The sequence below is a fragment of the Cobetia sp. 3AK genome (genome assembly GCF_029846335.1).
Taxonomy (GTDB): domain Bacteria; phylum Pseudomonadota; class Gammaproteobacteria; order Pseudomonadales; family Halomonadaceae; genus Cobetia; species Cobetia marina.
This window is the reverse complement of sequence record NZ_JARWKR010000002.1, coordinates 218,413-240,910: the sequence shown is the minus strand read 5'-3', so window position 1 is coordinate 240,910 and position 22,498 is coordinate 218,413. Positions and strand designations below refer to the sequence as shown.

The following is a 22,498-nucleotide window of genomic DNA, read 5'->3' as shown; positions in this document are numbered from 1 at the left end:
CGTCTTTCTCAGTTTCAGTTTCAGGTTCAGGTTCAAGCTCAGATTCAGTTTCAGATTCAGTTGTCCGGCATTCCGTCTTTCAGGCTCTCGGCTTTCAGGTACCTCGTCATGTCATATCCCGTCTCAACCACTGCCCCGGCGCTGACGCTCGACGGCAGTGATATCACCCTCGAGCAGCTGATCGACGTCGCCGAGGGCCGGTGTGGCGTACGTCTGAGTGATGCGCTTGCCTTCCGAGCGCGCATCGAGGCCGGCCCCGCCCTGCTGGAACGCTTGCTGGAGGAGGAAGGCGTGGTCTACGGCGTCACCACCGGCTACGGCGATTCCGTGACCCGCGCCGTGCAAGGCGCGGAAGACCTCGAGGCCCTGCCACGCCACCTCTACACCTTCCACGGCTGTGGCATGGGCGCGGACCTCGATGTGGTCAGCAGCCGCGCGGTGGTGATGGTGCGCCTCGTCTCGCTGTGCCGTGGTGTCTCCGGGGTCAGCCTGGCGCTGCTGGAACGCCTTGTCTGGCTGCTCGACCACGACATCCTGCCGCGCATCCCCGAGGAAGGCTCGGTGGGCGCCAGTGGCGATCTCACTCCGCTGTCCTATCTCGCCGCCGTGCTGTGTGGCGAGCGCGAGGTGTGGGTGCGCCCCGGCGCAGGTCAGCCACATGAACTGCGCCCGACCGCTGACGTCTTCGCCCAGCACGGCCTGACACCCTATGTGCTGCGCCCCAAGGAAGGCCTGGCGCTGATGAACGGCACCGCCGTGATGACGGCCCTCGCTGCACTGGCCTTCGGTCGCACCTGCTACCTCAGCCGTCTGAGTGCGCGCATCACCGCGCTCAGCGTGCAGGCGCTGGAAGGCAATCCCTACCACTTCGATGCCGACCTGTTCGCCGCCAAGCCGCATCCCGGTCAGGCCCGCGTGGCGCAGTGGCTGCGCGATGATCTCGCCCACCCGGCGGCGCCGGAGGTCGATGCCACACCGATCAACTCACCGCGCCTGCAGGACCGCTACTCGACGCGCTGCGCGCCCCACGTCATCGGCGTGGTCGAGGACAGTTTCGACTGGTGGCGCCGCTTTCTCGAGACCGAGCTCAACAGCGCCAACGACAACCCGCTGATCGATGTCGAGGCCGGCAAGATCCTCCACGGCGGCCACTTCTACGGCGGCCATGTGGCGATGGTGATGGATAGCCTCAAGACGGCGGTCGCCAACCTGGCCGACCTGCTCGACCGCCAGCTGGCCCTGCTGGTTGACAGCCGCTATAACCGTGGCCTGCCCAGCAATCTCAGCGGTGCCACGCCGGAGCGCGCGCCGCTCAACCATGGCTACAAGGCGGTGCAGATCGGTGCCTCGGCCTGGACGGCGGAAGCCCTCAAGCTGACCATGCCGGCCAGCGTCTTCTCGCGCTCCACCGAATGCCACAATCAGGACAAGGTCAGCATGGGCACCATCGCCGCGCGGGATGCCCTGCGCGTGCTGGCGCTGGTCGAGCAGGTCGCCGCCGCCACCCTGCACGCCGCCGCACAGGGCTGTGAGCAACGCGCCGCCATCGCTGGCCACAGCGCCACGCCGCCGAGCCTGGCGGCCTTCGTCAGCGAGCTGCGCGAGGACATCGCCCCGCTCGAGGAGGACCGCGGCCTGGAAGCCGACCTGCGCCTGCTTTGCGCACGCATCCTTGAGCGCCACTGGGCCCTGAGCGCAGACGAGGCCCACGCATGAGCGAGCGGACAGCCTTGAGCGAACAGACAGCCTTGAGCGAGAAAACAGCCCTGAGCGAGAAAACAGCCCTGAGCGAGCAGACAGCCTTGAGCGAGAAAAACGCCATGAACCAGCCCGCCGAAACGCCGATGCCCAGCGCCACGGTGGAAATGGAAGTGCCCTTCCACGACGTCGACATGATGGAAGTCGCCTGGCACGGCCATTACGTGCGCTATCTCGAGATCGCCCGCTGCAAGCTGCTCGACATGCTCGACTACAACTACTCGCAGATGCGCGAGTCAGGCTATGCCTGGCCGGTGATCGACCTGCGCCTGCGCTACGCGGGCCCGGCGCGCTTCGGCCAGCGCATCGCCGTCACCGCGCGCCTGCGCGAGTGGGAAAACCGCCTCAAGCTCGATTACGTGATCCGCGATGTCGAGAGCGGCAAGCGCCTGACCCGTGGCCATAGCGTGCAGGTCGCCGTCGGACTCGCGGATGGTGAGATGCTGCTGGCCTCGCCGCCTGCGCTCAGCGAGCGGCTGGCCGCCTGGCAGGCCAGCCAGTTACAGACCAGCCAGTCACAGACCAGCCCGTCACAGGTAGCCCCGTCACAGACAGGCGACGAGGACGCGCCTGCCACCCCGCCCCCGACACGAGGAACGCCGTGATGACGTCACGCCTTGCCATTGCCGCCACTGCCCTGCTGCTGACTGCCAGTGCCTTCGGGGCCAGCGCCGCCGAATTCGACGCCCGCGCCCTGACCCAACAGCTGGCGCGCACCGCCCCTGTCTGCGGTGATTTCCAGCAGACCCGCTGGCTCGAGGATGTCGGCGCACAGCTCAAGAGTCGTGGCCAGTTCCATCTGATCGGGGATCCGAACGCGCCCGAAGGCCTGGTGTGGGACACCACCTCCCCCATCGAGGACCGTCTCGAGATGCGCCCGAATGCCAGCGAAGGCCCGGATGGCGAGCCGCTGCCCGCCGACCAGCAGGCGATGGCGGAGCTGTTGGTCAACTTCTTCCACGGCGACTGGCAGGCGCTCGAGGAGCACTTCACGCTCCAGCTCACCGGCAGCGCGGATGACTGGCAGGCCAGCCTGACACCGCGTGATGCCCGTCTGGCCGAGGCCATCGAGCACCTCGAGATCGAGGGTGGCAGCTGGCTTGACCACCTGACCCTCACCAGCGGCGACGGTGACCGTCTCGCCCTGACCCTGACACCGCGCGATCAGTGCCCCGAATGACAGGGCGCGGCGACTCGCATGACACGGGGCTGGATCGCGCCGCCTGGCGCTGGCTGTGGGCTGGCGTGCTGCTGCTGTGCGCGGTGCTGCTGGCCGGAAAGCTCGCCCCGCAGAGCCCATGGCGTGGGGCGATCGACACCCGCATCACCGCCATGCTGCCAGCGCAGGAACGCAGCCCGTTGGCGGCGCGCGCCGAATCGCTGGAGGACACCGCCAACCGGCTGGTGATTCTGGTCGGCGCACGCGATGCCAGCGCCACGTCACTCAAGCAGCGTGACGCCGCCGCCCAGGCGCTGCGTCAGGCGCTCGCCCCCCTCGCGACGCTGGATGACGGCAAGAGCCTCGCCAGCCTGCGCCTGCCGGCCGAGGTCCAGCCAGCCCTGATCGCCCCGCGGCTTGCCGAGCTGAGTGACGAGCAGTGGCAGGCGCGCGCGCTCAGGCAGCTGTTCCAGCCCGGCGGCCAGCGCGACCTGATCCATGATCCCTTCGGTCTCGCCGGCGCCTGGCAGGACTGGCTGACGCCCGCCAACCTGTCGCTGTCCGGCGGCCAGCTGTTGCTGCGCGCGCCGACGTCAAGCGGTGAGCAGCCTGGCAGCGGCTATCGGCTGATCAGCGCCACCCTCACCGGCAGCGCCTACGCGATGGGGGATCAGCAGGCGCTGGAACAGGCCGTGAATGGCGTAAAGGCCGACTACCCCGACGTCAGGCTGCTGCGCTCCGGACTGGTCTTCCATGCCAGTGCCGGGGCGCAGCAGGCCAGACAGGAGATGTCGACCATCGGGCTCGGCTCGCTGATCGGCGTGCTGCTGTTGCTGTGGGCGGTGTTCCGCACCCCGCGACGGCTGCCGTTGCTGCTGGTACCGGTGGCCACGGGCGTGCTGTTCGCGCTGCCGCTGACCTGGTGGGCCTTCGGCAGCCTGCACGTGCTGACGCTGGCCTTCGGCGCCAGCCTGATCGGCATCTCCATCGATTACGTGCTGCATCTGGAATGCATGCGCCGCCTGGCGACGACGAATGGCCGTGGCGGACTCGCCGCGCTGTGGCCGGGCCTGACGCTGGGGCTGTGCTCCAGCCTCGCCGCCTATCTGGCCATCACCCTGACGCCAATGCCCGGCCTGCGCCAGATGGGCATGTTCGCCGCCCTCGGCTTGCTCGGCGCCTGGCTGAGCGTGCGCCTGTGGCTGCCGCAACTGCCACTGCCGGCGGATGCCACCCGCAAGGATTCCCCCGCCGCCCGCGCTGCAGGATGGCTGGCACGCGTACTTCCCGGCAGGCGCAGCTGGCAGGCGCTGGGTCTGCTGCTGCTGGCCGCGCTGGCAAGCCTCTTCGGACTGCGCAGCGATGACCGTCTCACTCAGCTCAACCCCTCGCCTGCGTCGCTGATCGATGAGCAACGCGAGGTGCAGCGCCTGCTCGCCGAACCGGACGGCCTGCGCTACCTGATCGTGCAGGCCGAGAATGACGCCGCCCTGCTCTCGCGCCTGCAGGCACTGGAAGGCACCTTCCAGCAGCTGGATGCCCAGCAGCAACTGGGGCACTGGGCGAGCCTCGCCCAGCAACTGCCGACGCTTGAACAGCAGCAGGCCAACCTCGGCGCCATGCGTGAACGCACCCGCACCCTGCTGCCCCAGGTGCTTCGTCAGGCGGGCCTGCCCGCCGCGCTGGTGAAACGTGCCGAGCAGGCCATCGAAAGCGCCCATCCGTTGCGCCCGGCCGACTGGGTCACGCTGCCTGCCGGCGAGATGGGCCAGCGACTGTGGCTCGACTCACGCACCGCCGCCATCGGCATCGTGCGCTTTGGTGACGTCACGGCCGAGGGTAGCGCCGCCCTGGCACATCTCGCGGCAGGCGATGACCGCCTCGAGTACGTCGATCAGGTCGCCAGGCTTTCGACGACGCTCGGCAGCATTCGCAGCGAAATGGCCTGGCTGGTCAGTGCTGCGGTGGTGGTGATCAGCCTGCTGCTGGCGCTGCGCTATCGCCGCAGCACCTGGCGCGCCCTGCTGCCGCCGCTGGGCGGACTGGTACTGACGCTCGCCGCCCTGACGCTGGCGGGCGTCGGCCTCAACCTGTTCCACCTGCTGGGCCTGCTGCTGGTACTGGGAATTGGCCTCGATGCAGGGATCTTCTGTGCCGAGCACCCTGCTCGCAGCGCAGAGAAAGACAGGAGCGGAGACACCGCCAGCCGCGCCTCGCAGGCCAGTCTGCTGGCGATCTCGCTGTCATGTGCCTCCAGCCTGCTAGCCTTCGGATTGTTGAGTTTCAGTCAGACACCGGCATTGGCCGCGCTGGGGCTGGCCTGCCTGCTGGGGCTGACGGCCACCTGGTGCCTGGTGCCCTTTGCCCGCAGTTGAGGCGATATCGTCACGCGGGCCAGACGGAGGCGGGAACACGAATGCCGTCATGAACACATAACGACAACGACAGGGGACGATGCCATGGAATCGGCAGATCACAGCAACAACCCACCACGCAAGGAAGTCATCATCATCGGCGCCGGACCTGCCGGGGCGGCGGCGGCGGCCTGGCTGGCGCGCGCCGGCCACGCCGTGCGCGTGCTGGAGCGCAGCCACTTCCCGCGCTTCTCCATCGGCGAGAGCCTGCTGCCGCGCTGCATGCAGCATCTGGAGGCCTGCGGCCTGATGGAGGCCGCCGCTGCCGGAGGCTATCAGCGCAAGACCGGTGCGGCCTTCACCCGCCGCGGCGAGCATCGCGTGATCGACTTCCGCGACAAGTTCAGCGACGGCCCCGGCACCACCTGGCAGGTGGAGCGCGCCGACTTTGACCAGCGCTTGATCGAGGGCGCACGGGCGGCGGGGGCCGAGGTCGAATTCGGCGTCACCGTCACCGGTTTCACTCCCGCTCGCCCCACGCAGAGTGGCACTGCTGGCCATGCCCAGGCTCAGGGGCCGCGTCTCACGTTGGCCGATGGCCGCGAGCTTCACGCCGCCTTCGTGCTGGATGCCAGCGGCTATGGGCGCGTGCTGGCGCGGCTCGAATCGCTTGAGCGTGATCCGCGTCTGGAGCCGCGCATGGCGCTGTTCGGCCATGTCCACGATGGCATCGCCGACCTCGCGCCGCCCGCCGAAGGCTATCGTCGCGACACTATCCTGATCGCCTCGCACCCGGTACATCCCGATGTCTGGTACTGGCTGATTCCCTTCGCCAATGGCCGCGCCTCGCTGGGCGTGGTCGGCCCTCGGGAGCTGATCGAGCCTGCCGCCGAGGACGATGTGCAGACACGCCTGTGGCAGTGGGTGATGGAAGAACCGCGCCTGGCGGAGCTGCTGCGCGATGCCACGCCCGCCAATGCCGTGCAGTCGCTGGGCGGTTACAGCGCCGATGTCAGCCGCCTGCACGGCCCGGGCTATGCGCTGCTCGGCAATGCCGGCGAGTTTCTGGACCCGGTGTTCTCCTCCGGCGTGACCATCGCGCTGGAATCCGCCCTGCGCGCCGCGCCGCTGGTCGCGCGCGAACTGACCGCGACCAACGATGAGCAGCGCCCGGACTGGGCCCGCGAATACGAGCAGCCGTTGCGGCGTGGCATCGAGGTGTTCCGCGAGTTCGTCACCGCCTGGTACGACAGCCGCCTGACCGACATCATCTATCATCCTCGCTCGCCGGACCGCATTCGCCAGATGATCAGTTCGGTCCTCGCCGGCTACGCCTGGGACGAGGCCAATCCCTTCGTCAGCGCCAGTCGTCGTCGCCTGACCGCACTGGCCACGCTCTCGGCAGCACAGGAGCCGCAAGCGGAGACCTGCGAGCCCGCCGCAAGCGCTCTCTCAACGGCCGGCACGCGGCAGAATGACGCCAGAAAAGGTAAAGTATCGTCATGATATCCATGCGTCTCTCGCCTCATGCCATCTCAGTCGGGCGGCGATCCGTCGGACTGCGTACAGTCGGGCGGCGATCAGTCGGACTGCGCTCTTTCAGAAAGTGTTCTGTCGGACTGCGTACAGTCGGGCGGCGATCCGTCGGCCTGCTGCTGGCGACCAGCCTGCTGTTGAGCGGCTGCAGCCTGCTCGTGCCCGGTCCGCTCAGCGCCGAGAGCCCGATGCCGGCCCTGGCGAGCCTGCAGAAGAGCAGCACCCAACGTCTGATTCTGCGCGTTGAGCGTAACAAGAGTGAGGCCAGCGAGAATCGCGCGGCAGCAGACGCCGCTGAGGACGAGGCTCGCGACCTGCCGCCCCTTATCGGCGTGCTGCGCCAATCGCCCGAGGCCATGCGGCTGGTGCTGCTCAGCGTGCAGGGCCAGCGACTGCTGACACTGGTGCATGACGCCGATGGCAGCCGCTTCGAGCAGGCCCGCCCCGAGGTGCTCGACAAGCTGCCCTTCACCGCCGACTGGCTGGCCCGTCGCATCGCCTGGGTCCACTGGCCACAGGCCGCGATCGATGACGCCTTTGCCGGCAGCGCCTGGCAACTGGTGCAGCACGGCGAGTGGGACACGCCTCACCAGGCCGCGCAGCGCCTCATCCTGCGCGATGGCGAGCGCATGGCCGAGCTGACCCGCGACGCCGAAGGCCGCGTGATCCTGCGGGACCCGGCCACCGAGATGCAGATGACGCTAGATCCCCTGTCTTCCCCCAGCCCCTGACGACTCACCGGAAGCTTCCCCGCATGACTGAACCCGTCACACCCGAGGCACCTGATACCCGCCATGGCCTCACCCCTCGCAGCCCATGCCGTCTGTCTCGGCCCGGTATCGTCTGTCCGCTGGGCGCCGACCACGGGCTGATCAGCAGTGCGCTGTTCAGCGCCAGTCGTGGCCTGCGCGTCAGTGATGACTTCAGTCCCGGCACGCCGCTGTCACTGGGCCGTGTCACCGCGCGGCTGGTGGATGACAGCGACTGGCCGGCCCCGCTGCGCTCACGCAACAACCGCTTGCTGGCCACCGCGCTTGAGCAGCTGACACCGGAACTCGAGGCCCTCAAGCATCAGGGCATCGCGCCGGAGCGCATCGGCGTGGTGCTGGGCACCAGTACCTCCGGTATCGGTGAGACGGAAGCCGCGATGGACGCCCAGCGCGCCGCCGTCGCTCAGGGCACGCCGAGCGCCGACAGCTGGCCGGAGAGCTTTGAATACCGCCGTCAGGAACTGGGCGCGCCCGCCGAGTGCGTGGCCTGGTTGAGCGGCGCGCGCGGGCCGGTCTACACCCTGTCCACCGCCTGCACCTCCAGCGCCAAGGCCCTGGCCAGCGCACGGCGTCTGCTGGCCTCCGGCCAATGCGATGCGGTGATCGCCGGTGGGGCCGACAGCCTGTGCCACATGACGGTGAAGGGCTTCATGAGTCTGGAGGCCGTCAGCCGCCAGCAAAGCCAGCCGCTGGGCGCCGCGCGCGACGGCATCAATCTGGGCGAGGCCGCGGTGCTGTTCGTGGTCACGCCGGAGCACGGTGGCGTACAGCTGACCGGCGTCGGCGAATCCAGCGATGCCCATCACATCTCCGCGCCCTGCCCGGATGGCAGCGGTGCCGAGGCCGCGATGCGTGGCGCGCTCGCCAGCGCCGGCCGCGCCCCCGGCGAGATCGACTACATCAACCTGCACGGCACGGCCACGCCGCTCAATGACGCCATGGAAAGCCTCGCCATCAGCCGCCTGTTCGGTCCCGATGGCGACGAGGCCGCAAGCCGTCCGCCCGCCGTCAGTTCCACCAAGGCCCTCACCGGCCATACGCTGGGGGCCTGCGGGGCGCTGGAAGCCGCCTTCTGCTGGCTGACGCTGGAACATGGTCGCCTGCCGCCGCACGCCACCCCGCGTGAGGCATTGGACCCGTCATTGCCCGCGCTCAACATCGTCTATCGTGACCGCCCCGAGACCCCGCCGCTCAGAGTGATGAGCAATGCCTTCGCCTTCGGCGGCAACAACATCTCGCTGATACTGGAACGTCACGCCACCGACCCGGAGTCCTCTGCATGCTGACCCCGACCGCTACCCCCGCCACGCCGCTACCCGACGGCACGTCTTCCCGTGACGGGGGCTATCCCGTCATGCCCTGCGCCATCGGCCCCTATGTGCCACACGAAGCAGGCATGTGCCTGCTGGATGAGGTGCTGGCCTGTGACGAGCACTCGCTGAGCGCGAGCGTGCGCCCCTCGCCCGAGGATCTGTTCGCGGAGCTGGACGGCGCTGGCCAGGCCGTGATTCCCGCCTGGGTCGGGCTCGAGTGGATGGCCCAGGCCATCGCCGCCTGGTCCGGCCTGCAGGCCGCGCGCACAGGCCATTCACCCCGCGTCGGGTTTCTGCTCGGCAGCCGCCGCTATGAGAGCGAACTGCCCGCCTTCGCCTGCGGGCAACGCTGGCAGATAGACGTGCAGCTCGACTATCGCGCCGACAACGGCCTGGGCGCCTTCAAGGCCACCCTCAGCGACGAGCACGGCACGCAGGTCGCCCGTGCCGGCGTGAATGTCTTCGAGCCGCCCGCCCAGGCCGTGGCGTCTGCCGTGTCGGAGGAAGGAAGCCCTGAAGCAGGCCCACAGGGGCGCTCACCAGAACACTCACAAGAACACTCACAAGAACACTCACCCGGTCAGCAGGATGCTGCCGGTGCCGCACCGCAAGGTAATGTCTGATGTCCGTCACACCCCCCGCTACTCGAACTTCCCCTGCTGACAACCAGGGTGCCGCCGCTGCCAATGAGACGCGCGAGTGGATTCTGGTCACCGGCTCCAGCCGTGGCATCGGCCGCGCCATCGCGCTGCGTCTGGCCCGCGAAGGCTACAATCTGGTGCTGCATTGCCGCTCGCGCCGTGATGCCGCCGAGGAGGTCGCGCGTGAGATCAGCGCCCTGGGCGGTGAATCGCGCATCCTGAGCTTCGATGTCGCCGACCGCGAGGCCGCACGCAGCGCACTGGAGGCCGATGTCGAGGCCCACGGCTGCTACTACGGCGTCATCTGCAATGCCGGCATCCACGCCGACAACGCCTTCCCGGCGCTCACCGATGAGGACTGGGACAGCGTGATCCGCACCAACCTCGATGGCTTCTACAACGTGGTCAAGCCGCTGGCGATGCCGATGGTGCGTCGCCGCAAGCCGGGGCGCATCATCGTGATGTCCTCGGTGTCCGGCATGATGGGCAATCGCGGTCAGGTCAACTACTCTGCCGCCAAGGCGGGGCTGATCGGCGCGGTCAAGGCGCTGGCGGTGGAGCTGGCCAAGCGCCGCATCACCGTGAATGCCGTCGCGCCGGGGGTCATCGCCACCGAGATGACCGAAGGGGTCGAGATGGACGAGGCGCTGAAGATGATTCCCATGCGCCGCGCGGGCGAGGCCGAGGAAGTCGCCGCCACCGTGGCCTTCCTGTGCTCGAAGGATGCCGGCTACATCACCCGCCAGACCATCGCGGTGAACGGAGGGATGTTCTGATGACAGCCTCCTCTTCCCCGCTGCGCGGCCATCGCGTCGTCGTCACCGGCATGCATGGTTTCTCGCCCATCGGCAATGACTGGCCGACCCTGCGCGCCAATCTGGCCGCGGGCCGCACCGGCATCCGCTATATCGAGGATTGGGACAAGTACGAGGGTCTCAACACGCGTCTCGGCGCGCCGGTCAGCGATTTCGAACTGCCCAAGCACTACAACCGCCGCGCGCTGCGCAGCATGGGGCGTGTGGCACAGCTGGCGACCCGCTCCAGCGAGCTGGCGCTGGAAGCCGCGGGACTGAGTGACAGCCCGCTCAAGGAGAGCGGCCAGATGGGCATCGCCTACGGCGCGTCCGCCGGTGAGCCGGACGCGGTGGCGGACTTCGGCAACATGCTGATCAACCACTCCACCGATGGCCTCAACGCCAACTCCTACATCCGCATGATGGCGCATACCGCGCCGGTGAACATCGGGGTCTTTCTCGGCATCAAGGGACGGATTCACACCACCTCCAGCGCCTGCACCTCCGGCAGCCAGGGCATCGGCTATGCCTATGAGGCGATTCGCTTCGGCCGCCAGATAGCGATGGTCGCCGGGGGCTGCGAGGAGCTGTCCGCCGCCGATGCCGCGGTGTTCGACACCCTGTTCGCCACCAGCACCTGCAATGACCGCCCGGACCGCTCGCCGCGACCCTTCGATGCCGAGCGCGATGGCCTGGTGATCGGCGAAGGTGCCGGCACGCTGATCCTCGAGGAGCTGGACCACGCCCTGGCGCGTGGCGCGACCATCCACGCCGAGATTCTCGGCTTCGGCACCAACTCCGATGGCCGCCACGTCACTCAGCCGGACGCCGACATGATGGAGGCCGCGATGCGCATGGCCCTTGACGATGCCGGCCTCTCGGCCAGCGAGATCGGCTATGTCAGCGCGCATGGCACCGCCACCGAGCGCGGCGACATCGCCGAGAGTCACGCCACCCATGCCGTGTTCGGGGAACGCACGCCCATCAGTGCCTTCAAGAGCTACACCGGCCATACCCTGGGGGCCTGCGGTGCGCTGGAAGCCTGGATCGCCATCGAGATGATGCGCGAAGGCTGGTTCCACGGCACCGCCAACCTCAAGGACATCGACCCGCGCTGCGCGGCGTTGGACTACCTGCGTGACGGCGGCCGCGAGATCGAGACGGATACGGTGATGAGCAACAACTTCGCCTTCGGCGGCATCAATACCTCGCTGATCCTGCGGCGCTGGCAGGGCTGACGACGCCCGCACGGCCCTCGGGGTCATCGGGCGCGTGACTGTCGCCACCAGACGACTTTGCAGCGGGTCACAACTGGCGCAAGATACGCGCCCGCTGCATGGTCTATGGTGTGATGGGCTCACGCCGTTGGCTGGATGAAGGCGATATTCCCTGGCGTCGAGCCAGTCAAACCCTGTCAGGAGAGGTGTCAGATGGCGTCATCCGTTGCTCAGTCGTTCGTTTCCTCGTCACACCCCATGGCCCACGCCAGCACGGCGCCGGTCGGCCGCCTGTCGCGGGGACGCGTGCTGGTGTCCGCCCTGGTGCTCGGCGCGGCCGGGCTGCTGGCCTCCGCGCCGGCACAGGCGCGGGATACGCAGCACTTCCTGCCCATCATGCCGGTGATGGCCAGCACCGCGGCCAGTCAGCGACTGGGCAAGGACGTGGCCTTCTTCTTCGGTGACAAGCAGCCCTACGAGCGGATCGAGAAGCGCGGCTGGGCGCGGGTGAACCCGAAGACCAACGCGACCAACAAGAGCGATGCCGCGGCCTGCCGCTGGGTGTTCCTGTCGGCGCTGCGCGAGCTGCAGGAAAAGGCGCGGGAATACGGGGCCAATGCCGTCATCAACATTCGCAGCGACTATGACAACGTGCCCTACTCCAGCAGCGAGAAGTACGAGTGCCACGCGGGCAATGTCGTCGCGGGCGTCGCGTTGCGCGGGGATCTGGTGATCCTGCATCCGAAGAACTGATTCGCCATCATGACGGCCAGGGAAGGCAAGGATGTGAGTGAGACAGGCGAGCCGGTCGAAGGCAGCTCGGCGCGCGCGGCGGATACTCCTGCGGCGCGCCCGACCGATCACCCCGCCTACCGCTGCGTGGTGCTGGGGCCTGCTGCAGCGGATGGCTCAGGCGCGCTGAGTGGCGTCTCGTCTAGTTGCGACCCGCTGGTCTCATATGACCCCCATGCCCTCGTCGCGTCGCTGGTATCTGCTGCACGCTCCGACTCAGAATCCTCCTCTCGGCCAGCCCACCTGTGGCTGGCCGAAGCGTGTGTGCTACCCGCATTCAGTACCCGCTCATCCGATGGCTCATTGAGAGAGCCTCAAGCCGGTGTGGATAACGCAGACACCCCCGTGTCATCTGCCAAGGCCCGCCGTCGCCAGCAACGTGAAGCCGAATCGCACCTCGCCCGCGTGCTACTCGGTGAACTCGCCGCTGCTCAAGGCATCCAGCTTGCGCTGGCCGACTGGTCGCCGCGTGGCCAGGCGCCCCATCACCCTGCACTACCGACAGGCTTCTACGTCTCCATCGCCCACCGCCACGGCCATGTGCTCGTCGGCCTCGCCACCGCCCCACTCGGGCTGGACCTCGAATACCGCAATCCCCGCCACATCCACGACCTCGACGCCCGCATCGCCATGCTACCTGCAGACGCACGCGAACGCCTCGCTGAAGTATCACACCTCAGCGAGACAGAACGACTGGACGGATTTTATCGGGGATGGGTGAGGTATGAGGCTCACTTAAAAATAAACTAGAAGTGAGGAAAATCAAAAATATCAGCCAAACAAAATAACTAGCTGACTTCTTTTTGTTTATATTGTCTAGCAAGAGAAACCAAGTCTAAATTCGCATACCTTTCGCTTGAACTAACAGGGTAAGTTGAATATACGTAATCTATAAACTCATTAAAATAAAACCCCTTGGTTTTATTAATAATGGCATCGATTATAGATCTTTCTTTATTTGTAAGATCGATGGCTGACTCATTACCAGAAAAGCACAAAACATCTTTTGTAGAGCCATAAGAATTTAGTTGATGATCAATTTGAAAATCTTCTCGTTGTTGAGCTGACTCAATCACGTCAGAAACATAAGGGCCGTAGTGATTAAACGTCCATTGTATGTCAGTCATCTGCTTATCATTCAGCAATGATGAATACCAATCTGCCAAATAAACAAGCTTGGTTATTCTAGCCTTAGAAAGTTCATTTTTTAGTGGGTATGCAATACAAATGTAAGCCAAAATGCTGTGAAGCTTGTTCATGACTCGCTCTCCACCATTTTAATAATCTCAGCTTCAACTGAAACCTTTTGGCCAGTCTTGCTATATTGTAAACCATCCCTAACAAACTCTGCAAGATGTGCTTGATGCTGGTTACAATGCTCTGAAAAATCTCTGATTTTTTCTTGGGTGAATAAATCGGGGTTCTCACTTTCGAATACAATAACTCCTTTATGCACATCTGCATCCACTATTGCCTTAGCAAAATATCTACAACTTTTCATAGTCAAAGAGTCAATTTTATCATTATCATATCCATATCTTTCTCTAAGATGCTTTCGATATCTAACAATATCATCACTAGTGGGACACTCTAGTTCTATACATTCATCATGGCGCCATGCTTTACTAATTACTCCTTGATTAATGGCAAACTTTTGCCGGTGTTGTTTGTTAAACTCAGGGTTTTTAGAATACCTTGCCAAAAGGCTAAACCCCCCTAAATTCTCATAATATATAGTTATGCGCTCTGTACTTTGAAATTCAAATTGTTTATAAACACTTTTTAGCCACGTACCAACTAGCTCTTCATGTATTTTCTTTATCTGCGAGCGCTTCTCAGATATTACCTCTTGCGCAGAATTTTTCTGCTGTCTTAATTCTTCACTAGCTGCCTCCAATTGCTTCTCTAAATCTTTGGCATTAACCTCTTTCAATGCTAGCTCATCAATCTTATTCTGCTGTTCTTCTTGATCCTTGTAACTACCCCACATACCTAAGAAAAATAACACCCCTCCAAGAACAACCCAGACGAATGATGAGTCAACGAAAGCATCAATTATTTCCGAATGATTATCATACGACCAATCAGTTATATTAGCCAATTTCTCTTTTTTTGCAAAGAAACCTGCAACAGCCAGCATAATAGTGCCGAGCGATGATAATAATACATACCATCCTTTACTTAAAACTCCTGCGAAATCAACAAACATAGTAGACTGACCAGTAAAACCGAATTTGTGAGACAACTCACGATCCTCTAGTTAGCATCGAAAGCCTTATAATATAACAATATAAAAATGCCCGCTATACTTTATAACGGGCTTAGAAAAACCATACTGCGAGTTACTTAACGGCGGCGACCACGGTAATTTCACACAGCAGTTCCGGGCTGGCCATGGCGGCTTGGACGCAGGCGCGGGCGGGGGCGTGACCTTCCGGCACCCAGGCGTCCCAGATGTCATTGAAGGTCTTGAAGTCGTCCATTGTCTTGAGATAGACGGTGGCGGAGAGCAAGTGCTCGCGGTCGGTGCCGACTTCTTCCAGCAGCGCATCGACGCGCGCGAGCATGCTGTTGGCCTGGTCCGTGATATCACTGAAGCGTTGTTCCGGCCCGGCGACCTGACCACACAGGTAGATGGTGTTGTTGTGGATGACGGCGCGACTCATGCGTGCCTTGGTGTCGTGACGTTGAATATCGCTCATGGAGAGTGTCCTTGTGCCGTTCTTCTTGGAGTGGTGAAAGACGCACCTGCGTTAGGGAAAGCCCCTCAGCGGCATGGCGCGCAATGAGGATAAGCGGCCATCAGCGTTCCAGATTCCGGCGAGCGGCGCAACGCGACCTGCGGGGTATTTTCCAGTCGTCGTGAGGGTTTCTGCCTTGCGTACCTGTAGCCACTGCCCAAGGGGCAGAAATAAAGACGCCGCGCCATCCCGACATGACACGGGAAGGCGCGGCGTTCTCATTGCCCGGCAGGGCGTGTGCTGAACGTGCTAGCGCAGGATCAGCAGCGGCACCGTGGCATTGCGGATCATCTCGGTGGTGGTACTGCCGACCAGCAACTGACGGATGCGCGAGTGGCCGTAGGCGCCCATCACCAGCATGTCGATGGCGTGCTCCTTGGCGTATTCGCGCAGACAGGCTTCCACTTCACCGGCCTTGAGGCTGGCCTGCACGTTGAAGCCCGCTGACTGGAGGGTGTCACGCGCGGTCTCAAGCGGAGCCTGATGCTCCACCGAGTCCGCGCCGACCATCACCAGATGCAGCTCGGCGCCCTGCAGCAGGGGGCTGGCCGCCAGCACCTCGATGGCACGCTTGATGGTGGCGCTGCCATCGAAGGCGATCAACACGCGTGTCGGCGTCTGAAACTCGCCCGGCACTACCAGCACGGGACGATGCAGGCTGCGGATCACGCGCTCCAGATTGGAGCCGAGATGCTCACTGGCCTGCTCCGCCCCTTCCCCGCGCTTGCCGATCACCAGCAGGCGAATCTCGTCCTCAAGCTCGGCCAGTGTCTCGACCAGCTCACCATTGCGCTGGCGAGGGCGTGGTTCGGTGATACCGGCCTGGGTGGCGCGCTCACAGGCGGCTTCCAGCATCAGGCGGCCCTGCTCCTGGGCGATGCGCCCGCGCTGCTCATCGAGGGTGGCGAGCTCCTCCAGCAGGTGCTCCCGCGCACCGAGACCGATGCTGCCGGAGAGATCGCCATTGGCGGGTTCGGCGCTTTCATTGCGGTCGATCACATGCAGGATGCTGAGAGGTGCCGACAGGCGCTGGCTGGCCCAGACGGCGGCGTCACACACGGGGGCGGCGAAGGCGGAGCCGTCAATGCAGGCGGTGACCTTGTCATGGCCTGTCGCGGCACTGGCAGAGGATTGGCTCATGGCGGGCTTCCTTGTGCTGACAACAAAAAGTACTGACAACGGAGATGGCGTGCCGACCGGGGCGACGCAGAAGGAGGACTGACATTCCCCCCGCGATGCCGGCGCGGCCTGTTTCGAGATTACCACTTTCCGACCCCATGAACGCAAACGGCGGGCAGCCCGTGAAGGACTGCCCGCCGTCTGACCTTGTCACGCGGCGCGATCAAGCGAAGTGACTCGATCGCGCAGGATCATGCGTGCGTGATCAGTGACCCATCAGTTTCTCGACCGCGTCCGGCTTGTCATGCACCGCGAAGCGATCCACCAGCGTGGCGCTGGCTTCGTTGAGGCCACGTACCTCGACCTCGGTCCCCTCACGACGGAACTTGACCACCACGGTATCCAGCGCGCCGATGGCGGTAATGTCCCAGAAGTGCGCACGACTGACGTCGATGACGACACGCTCGACGGTCTCCTTGAGGTCAAAACCGGCCTGGAACTGTTCGCTGGAGGCGAAGAACACCTGACCGACCACGCGGTATTCGCGGGTACGACCATCGGCATTCATGTCGCTGCCGATATGCAGCACCTGGCCGATCTTGTTGGCGAAGAACAGCGCCGAGAGCAGCACGCCGACCAGCACGCCGATCGCCAGGTTGTGGGTCGCGACCACCACGGCCACGGTCCCCAGCATGACGATGTTGGAGGACATCGGGTGGCTCTTGAGGTCACGGATCGACTGCCAGGAGAAGGTGCCGATGGAGACCATGATCATCACCGCAACCAGTGCGGCCATGGGAATCTGCGACACCCACGGGCCGAGGAACACGACCAGGATCAGCAGCACGACACCGGCCACCATGGTGGAGAGGCGAGTACGACCGCCGGATTTCACGTTGATCATCGTCTGACCGATCATCGCGCAACCCGCCATGCCGCCGAGGAAGCCGGTGACGACGTTGGCCGCACCCTGGCCCTTGCACTCACGGTTCTTGTCGGACGGCGTGTCGGTCAGATCATCGACCAGCGTGGCCGTCATCAGGGATTCCAGCAGACCCACGACCGCCAGCGGCAGCGAGTACGGCAGGATGATCCACAGGGTGTCCAGATTGAAGGGAATGTCCGGAATCAGGAACACCGGCAGGCTGTCCGGCAGTTCGCCCATGTCACCGACGGTGCGGATATCCAGACCGACGGCCATCGCGAAGAGGGTCAGCACGATGATGCAGACCAGCGGCGACGGCAGCAGCTTGCCGATCTTCGGCACCAGCGGCAGCAGGTAGATGATGCCCAGGCCCGCGGCCGTCATGGCATAGACGTGCCAGGTGACGTTGGTCAGCTCCGGCAGCTGGGCCATGAAGATCAGGATCGCCAGTGCATTGACGAAGCCGGTGACCACCGAGCGCGAGACGAAGCGCATCAGGGAGCCGAGCTTGAAGTAGCCGAAGATGACCTGGATCACGCCGGTCATCACGGTGGCGGCCAGCAGGTACTCCAGGCCGTGGTCCTTGACCAGGTCGACCATCAGCAGTGCCATGGCACCGGTGGCGGCGGAAATCATGCCCGGACGGCCACCGGCGATGGCGGTCACCACGGCGATGGAGAAGGAGGCATACAGGCCGACCTTGGGGTCGACACCGGCAATGATGGAGAAGGCGATGGCTTCGGGGATCAGGGCCAATGCCACCACCAGGCCGGACAGGATGTCGGGCCGGAGGTTGGAAAGCCACTGCTGTTTGAGGCTGCTTGTCATCGAGTCGTCCGCAACAGGTTGGGGAAGGTGGTGTGCGTGCTGAATCCTGGCGCTGTCGAGTCAGTCTGGCGTCCGGTTGTGGCAATCTTCATCGCTGCCGTCAGGGGCAGTGCCGCTCGCGCCTGGCTTGCGTCGTGATGCCGCTGTCGTTTCCGGTCGCCCTGTGGCTTTCTTCGCGCCATGAGCTATTCGCTCCGGTCGCCGTGAGGCGTCCAGAGGGCTGTCATTTGACAGTGAATAAACTCGGGGATGGGCAGGATTGTATCAGCTGCGACCGGTGGACGCATCCGCAGAACGCGCGCTCGCCGTCACCGATTGACGGTGACGACGGTCGATCAGACTCTTGATGAGCATCGCGCCCAGCACCAGTGCACCGCCCGCCCAGCCACGCGGGGTAAGCGATTCTTCCAGCACCCACCACACCCACAGGATGCCGAACACGCTTTCCAGCAACATCAGCAGCGCCACTTCCGCGGAGGGCAGATAGATCGGGCCACGCTGGATCAGCGTGAAGCCCAGCGGCGAAAGCACCAGGCACAGCAGCACCAGCCAGCCAGCGCGCTGGGCGAAATCGGCACCGTGCGAAGGCCACAGCTGCGTCAGCACGTCACCGCCGCCCTGCGTCATGCTCCACAGGCACGCCAGCAGGCCGCACAGCGCGGTGACCAGCCCGGACAGTGTCAGCATCGGGCTCATGTCATGCCCCGGGCGCGTGCGACACAGCGTGAAGTTGCCGGCCAGCGACAGGCTGCAGCCCAGCGCCAGCAGGTTGCCGGTGAGCGTGCCGCTGCCGGCCTCATCGAGCACCAGCAGCGTGATGCCCGCCAGCGAGGCCAGAATCGCGCCCCACACATGCCGTGGCTGACGCTCGCCCAGCCACAGGCGCGACATCAGCGCCGCGAACAGCGGACTGGCGGCGAGGATGATCAGCACGTTGCCAGCGCGGGTGTATTGGTTGGCGAGCACGAAACCCAGGGTGGAGCCGGTGAACAGCAGCGCGACCCATACGCCGGTACGCCCGCAGCCACGCATGCGCGCCAGGGCGCTGGCGATGCGCTGTGCGGGAGTGCCGCGCTGGAGGGCCAGCAGGAGCAGTGCAAAGCCGATGGCCGTCAGCAGACCGCGCCAGAACACCAGCGGGCCATCGGCGACATCGGCGAGTCGCAGCAGCAGCGCGTCCGGTGAGATCAGCAGTACGCCCAGCGCCGTCAGCGCGACGCCCCGTGCCTGCCGCGAGGCGCGGGCGGCGGCCTCTCGCCCGGCCAGCGGGTTCATGACATCAGTCCGACAGGCGCGACAGGCGCCAGTCAACCACTGGCCAGCCGCGCGCTTCGGCCAGCTGGCGCAGCGGTGCGTCCGGTTGGGTGGCGTGGGGGAAATCGACCCGCTCCAGCAGGGGCAGGTCATTGTGGGAGTCGGAATAGCCCCACAGGGATTGCGGCGTGCGATGGATGCGCTCGGCACCCGCAAGCCAGTCATCCAGCGCCGCCAGCTTGCCTTCGCGGAAGGTGACGATACCGCTGGTGGCTCCGGTGAAGCAGCCCTGCTCATCAAAGGCCGGATGGGTGGCCAGCGCCCCATCAGCGGTCAGACGACTGGCGATGGGCCCGACCAGATGATGCATGGAGGCGGAGATGATCAGGGTGCGATGGCCGGCCTCACCGTGCTCGGCCAGTCGCGCAATGCCACCTTCCAGCAGTCGCGGCATGACCATTTCTTCCACGAAATCATCGACTTCGCGACGCACCTCATCACGATGCCGCCCGACGAGCGGGCTGAGCAGATGGCCGGTGTGCTCGTGGATGTCCAGGGTGCCGGCATGGTATTGCACCTGATGACGCTCGCCGATGGCCATGAAGGCATCGACATCCTTGATCCAGCCACAGGCGACCATCCAGCGCATCCACATGCCAGTGCAGTCGCCATCGAGCAGCGTATCGTCGAGATCGAACACCGCCAGCGGGGCATCCAGCGCACAGTGGTGGCGCACATGGCCCTCCTCCGGCGGCGAGAGCGGCGGCAGCAGGGTCACGGCGTCACAGTCGGCGCAGAGATCCGCCAGCGGTGTGCGGCAGATCTCGACATCGGGCGCAGCGCTCAGGGCACGCGGCCGGGCGGCAGATGAGGACGAGGTACGAGTCACGACAGGCTCCGAGTGGCAAGGGGCGTCAACGGCTTCCTGCCGTCACCTGCGTGACCCTCGCATGCGGCGACGCTGCGGGCAAGTCCGCCGCACCATTCAGGCGCTCCAGCGCTGACGCTGCCAGTACCGACGTTTTCCGTACCGACACTTCCCGTACTAACGCCGGACGAGCCGCGAGAGCGCCAGGCTGGCGATGGCCGTATCCTGCACGCCGGTACCGGTGAGATCCGCCACCGTGATGCAGGTATCCGGGGCCGACCCGCCTGAACGCAGATCACGCCCCTCGGCCAGCAGACGGCCCAGCTCATGCACGTCACGTGATCTGGCCTGCTCGGCCTCCAGCCCTTTCAGCTCGCCGTTGGTCTCGGACTGGGCGCGGGTATCACACACGAAATGATCGCACTCGAGGAGCACATCGGCTTCCAGCTCACGCTTCTCGGGGCTGTCGGAGCCCATCGCGGTGACATGCACGCCCTCCGGCAGCATCGAGTAGTCCAGCAGCGGCGTTCGCGAGGGGGTGGCGGTGACGATGATATCGGCGTTCTGGCAGACCGCATGCAGGCTGTCATGACTGCGTACCGTCAGCCCCAGGCGCTCCTCCATCTCCCGCGCGAAGGTCTCGGCACGCTGCTTGTCCCGCGCCCAGACATCGACACTCTCGATGTCGCGCACCAGCCGCAAGGCCTCCAGCTGCAGGCCGGCCTGCTCACCGGCCCCGATCAGCGCGACCCGCTTGCTGTCCGGGCGAGACAGGGCATCAGCGGCCACGGCGCCGGCCAGCGCGGTTCTCACCGCCGTCAGATAGCCGCCATCATTGAGCAGCGCCTCGGCAAGGCCCGTCTCGGCGGAGAACACCACCATCAGGCCATTGAGACTCGGCAGGCCGCGGGCGGGATTGTTGAAGAAGCCGGGACTGATCTTGATCGCGAAGTGCTTGAGCCCCTGGATGTGGGCCGTCTTGACGTCCACTTCGCCGTTGGCCTCCTCGATGGCCATCGACAGGATCGGCGGCTGCACCACCTTGCCCTGCCCCAACGCGATGAAGGCATCACGAATGGCCTTGAGTGCCGTGGTATCCAGCCCCACGACCTCGGCGATCTGTTCGCGTGAATAACTTTGCATGCTGTCCTGAGTCGGTTCCGTCATGCGTCCTCCTCCGGGGGTCGGGTGTCATCGAGCGCGCTGATGTCTTCAGGCACTCTGTTGTCTTCAGGCGTTCTGGTGTCTTCAGGCGTTCTGGTGTCTTCAGGCGTTCTGGTGCTTCAGGCGTTCTGGTGTCTTCAGGCGTTCTGGCCTTGCCCCTGAGCGTCTGCCAGCAGCGCTCTGGCCTGATCGAGCGTTTCCAGGCTGACGCCGTTGCCGCTGATGATCAGCGCGACGCGCTGGCCACGGATCGACTCCGCGAGCGCAGGGTCGGTCTCGCCTCGCCGCGAGGCCTCGAGTGCGGCAAGCCCGACCACCGCAGCGCCCTCCACCAGGATCTTCTCTTCCTCCAGCAGCATCAGCATGGCGCGGGCGATGGCGCGCTCGCTGACCTGATGGTGATGATCCATCACGCGATGCACCAGCGGCAGCGTGGTGTGGTTGTCCAGGCCAATGCCGCCGCCCAGTGAATCGGCGAGGCTTGCGACCTCCTCCACCTCCACCGGAGCGCCCACCTGCAGGCTGTGCCACATGGCGGCGCCCTCGGTGAGGCTGACGCCATGCACCTGGGTATCGGGGCGAATCGCCTTGAGCGCCGCCCCGATACCCCCGAGCAGTCCACCGCCGGAGAGCCCGATCAGCACGTGGTCAAGCGACGGGCAATCCTCCAGCAGCTCCAGCCCGATGGTGCCCTGACCGGCCGCGATGAGCGGGTCATCGAAGGGGGGCACCGCCAGCATGCCCTCCTCCTCGACCAGCCGATGGACTTCCCGGAAGGCCTCGTCCTGACTGCGGCCGACACGGCGTACCTCGACGCTGCCGCCGGAGGCGCCGCCCAGTTCGCCCAGCGCCTCGATGGCCCGTACCTTGTTGGCGGGCACCTGCTCGGAGAGACAGATGATGGCCTTCAAGCCACGGCGCATCGCGGCATAGGCCAGCGCCCGACCGTGATTGCCGGTGGAGGCAGTGGTCACGCCGCGCGCCAGGCGCGTCACGGCATCCCCCGACGACTGCTCGGCCACGGCCGCCAGCAGGTGGCTGGCACCACGCAGCTTGAAGGCGCCGGTGGGCTGACGGGTTTCCAGCTTGAGCAGGATCTCGGCATCGAAGCGTCGCGACAGCGCCGGGGATGGCACCAGCGCCGTACGCTCGACACCCGTGTCAGTCGATGAATGAAACAGCCGCTGGCGCGCGGCATGGATATCAGCCAGCGCCAGCGGCGTTTCCCGTGGATGCTTGAGCGGGGGTAGGGTCAATACCATGGC

General features: G+C 65.0%; 21 protein-coding genes. 12 read left to right on the top strand and 9 right to left on the bottom strand.

Going from position 1 to position 22,498, the window contains the following annotated elements:
* Positions 1–108 precede the first annotated feature (108 nt).
* The 12 genes from QD228_RS03520 to QD228_RS03465 all read left to right on the top strand — a co-directional run bounded on the left by QD228_RS03520 (position 109) and on the right by QD228_RS03465 (position 13,084).
* Positions 109–1,716, top strand: coding sequence for an aromatic amino acid ammonia-lyase (locus QD228_RS03520; RefSeq protein ID WP_279874455.1), 1,608 nt, complete (start codon positions 109–111; stop codon positions 1,714–1,716).
* Complete coding sequence (locus QD228_RS03515) at positions 1,713–2,363, top strand: acyl-CoA thioesterase (protein ID WP_279874453.1); 651 nt, start codon at positions 1,713–1,715, stop codon at positions 2,361–2,363. The genes QD228_RS03520 and QD228_RS03515 overlap by 4 nt, the downstream gene beginning before the upstream one ends.
* Positions 2,363–2,938: a LolA-related protein gene (locus QD228_RS03510; RefSeq protein WP_279874451.1), complete on the top strand. Its 576-nt coding sequence runs from the start codon at positions 2,363–2,365 to the stop codon at positions 2,936–2,938. The genes QD228_RS03515 and QD228_RS03510 overlap by 1 nt, the downstream gene beginning before the upstream one ends.
* Positions 2,935–5,292, top strand: coding sequence for a hypothetical protein (locus QD228_RS03505; RefSeq protein WP_279874602.1), 2,358 nt, complete (start codon positions 2,935–2,937; stop codon positions 5,290–5,292). Before QD228_RS03510 ends, QD228_RS03505 begins: the two co-directional genes overlap by 4 nt.
* A gap of 84 nt (positions 5,293–5,376) precedes the next feature.
* Complete coding sequence (locus QD228_RS03500) at positions 5,377–6,777, top strand: tryptophan 7-halogenase (RefSeq protein ID WP_279874449.1); 1,401 nt, start codon at positions 5,377–5,379, stop codon at positions 6,775–6,777.
* A 188-nt stretch (positions 6,778–6,965) separates the two neighbouring features.
* Entirely contained in the window at positions 6,966–7,538 is a 573-nt protein-coding gene (locus tag QD228_RS03495; RefSeq protein ID WP_279874447.1) for a DUF3261 domain-containing protein, read from the top strand.
* A gap of 23 nt (positions 7,539–7,561) precedes the next feature.
* The gene (locus QD228_RS03490) at positions 7,562–8,863 is read left to right on the top strand and encodes a beta-ketoacyl-ACP synthase (RefSeq protein ID WP_191237579.1); all 1,302 of its coding nucleotides are present in this window, start codon (positions 7,562–7,564) and stop codon (positions 8,861–8,863) included.
* The gene (locus tag QD228_RS03485) at positions 8,857–9,513 is read left to right on the top strand and encodes a hypothetical protein (RefSeq protein WP_279874443.1); all 657 of its coding nucleotides are present in this window, start codon (positions 8,857–8,859) and stop codon (positions 9,511–9,513) included. Before QD228_RS03490 ends, QD228_RS03485 begins: the two co-directional genes overlap by 7 nt.
* On the top strand, positions 9,513–10,307 hold the full coding sequence (gene fabG / locus QD228_RS03480; RefSeq protein WP_141392798.1) for a 3-oxoacyl-ACP reductase FabG: 795 nt from the start codon (positions 9,513–9,515) through the stop codon (positions 10,305–10,307). The genes QD228_RS03485 and fabG overlap by 1 nt, the downstream gene beginning before the upstream one ends.
* Positions 10,307–11,563 (top strand): beta-ketoacyl-ACP synthase, encoded by a 1,257-nt coding sequence (locus QD228_RS03475; RefSeq protein ID WP_279874441.1) that lies wholly within the window; start codon positions 10,307–10,309, stop codon positions 11,561–11,563. Before fabG ends, QD228_RS03475 begins: the two co-directional genes overlap by 1 nt.
* A gap of 192 nt (positions 11,564–11,755) precedes the next feature.
* Positions 11,756–12,295 (top strand): heavy metal-binding domain-containing protein, encoded by a 540-nt coding sequence (locus QD228_RS03470; RefSeq protein ID WP_255303144.1) that lies wholly within the window; start codon positions 11,756–11,758, stop codon positions 12,293–12,295.
* A 9-nt stretch (positions 12,296–12,304) separates the two neighbouring features.
* On the top strand, positions 12,305–13,084 hold the full coding sequence (locus tag QD228_RS03465; protein ID WP_279874438.1) for a hypothetical protein: 780 nt from the start codon (positions 12,305–12,307) through the stop codon (positions 13,082–13,084).
* 38 nt (positions 13,085–13,122) lie between these two features.
* Here QD228_RS03465 and QD228_RS03460 read toward each other — a convergent pair whose 3' ends face one another.
* The 9 genes from QD228_RS03460 to QD228_RS03420 form a co-directional block, all read right to left on the bottom strand.
* A complete protein-coding gene (locus tag QD228_RS03460; protein WP_279874436.1) occupies positions 13,123–13,593 on the bottom strand; it encodes a Panacea domain-containing protein in 471 nt (156 codons plus the stop codon).
* Positions 13,590–14,579 carry a hypothetical protein gene (locus QD228_RS03455; protein WP_279874434.1) on the bottom strand — a complete coding sequence of 330 codons (990 nt, stop codon included), beginning with the start codon at positions 14,577–14,579 and terminating at the stop codon, positions 13,590–13,592. The genes QD228_RS03460 and QD228_RS03455 overlap by 4 nt, the downstream gene beginning before the upstream one ends.
* Before the next feature lie 97 nt (positions 14,580–14,676).
* Positions 14,677–15,036, bottom strand: a complete 360-nt coding sequence (locus QD228_RS03450; protein WP_084207988.1) for a RidA family protein — start codon at positions 15,034–15,036, stop codon at positions 14,677–14,679.
* Positions 15,037–15,324: 288 nt separating this feature from the next.
* Positions 15,325–16,215, bottom strand: a complete 891-nt coding sequence (locus tag QD228_RS03445; protein WP_077375301.1) for a universal stress protein — start codon at positions 16,213–16,215, stop codon at positions 15,325–15,327.
* Positions 16,216–16,459: 244 nt separating this feature from the next.
* A complete protein-coding gene (locus QD228_RS03440; protein ID WP_279874431.1) occupies positions 16,460–17,947 on the bottom strand; it encodes a SulP family inorganic anion transporter in 1,488 nt (495 codons plus the stop codon).
* A 264-nt stretch (positions 17,948–18,211) separates the two neighbouring features.
* On the bottom strand, positions 18,212–19,222 hold the full coding sequence (locus QD228_RS03435) for a DMT family transporter (protein WP_279874429.1): 1,011 nt from the start codon (positions 19,220–19,222) through the stop codon (positions 18,212–18,214).
* A gap of 4 nt (positions 19,223–19,226) precedes the next feature.
* On the bottom strand, positions 19,227–20,090 hold the full coding sequence (locus QD228_RS03430; protein WP_077375310.1) for an HAD family phosphatase: 864 nt from the start codon (positions 20,088–20,090) through the stop codon (positions 19,227–19,229).
* A 156-nt stretch (positions 20,091–20,246) separates the two neighbouring features.
* Positions 20,247–21,236, bottom strand: coding sequence for a cyclodeaminase (locus QD228_RS03425; RefSeq protein WP_279874427.1), 990 nt, complete (start codon positions 21,234–21,236; stop codon positions 20,247–20,249).
* A 134-nt stretch (positions 21,237–21,370) separates the two neighbouring features.
* Positions 21,371–22,495 (bottom strand): pyridoxal-phosphate dependent enzyme, encoded by a 1,125-nt coding sequence (locus QD228_RS03420; protein ID WP_279874425.1) that lies wholly within the window; start codon positions 22,493–22,495, stop codon positions 21,371–21,373.
* Positions 22,496–22,498 lie beyond the last annotated feature (3 nt).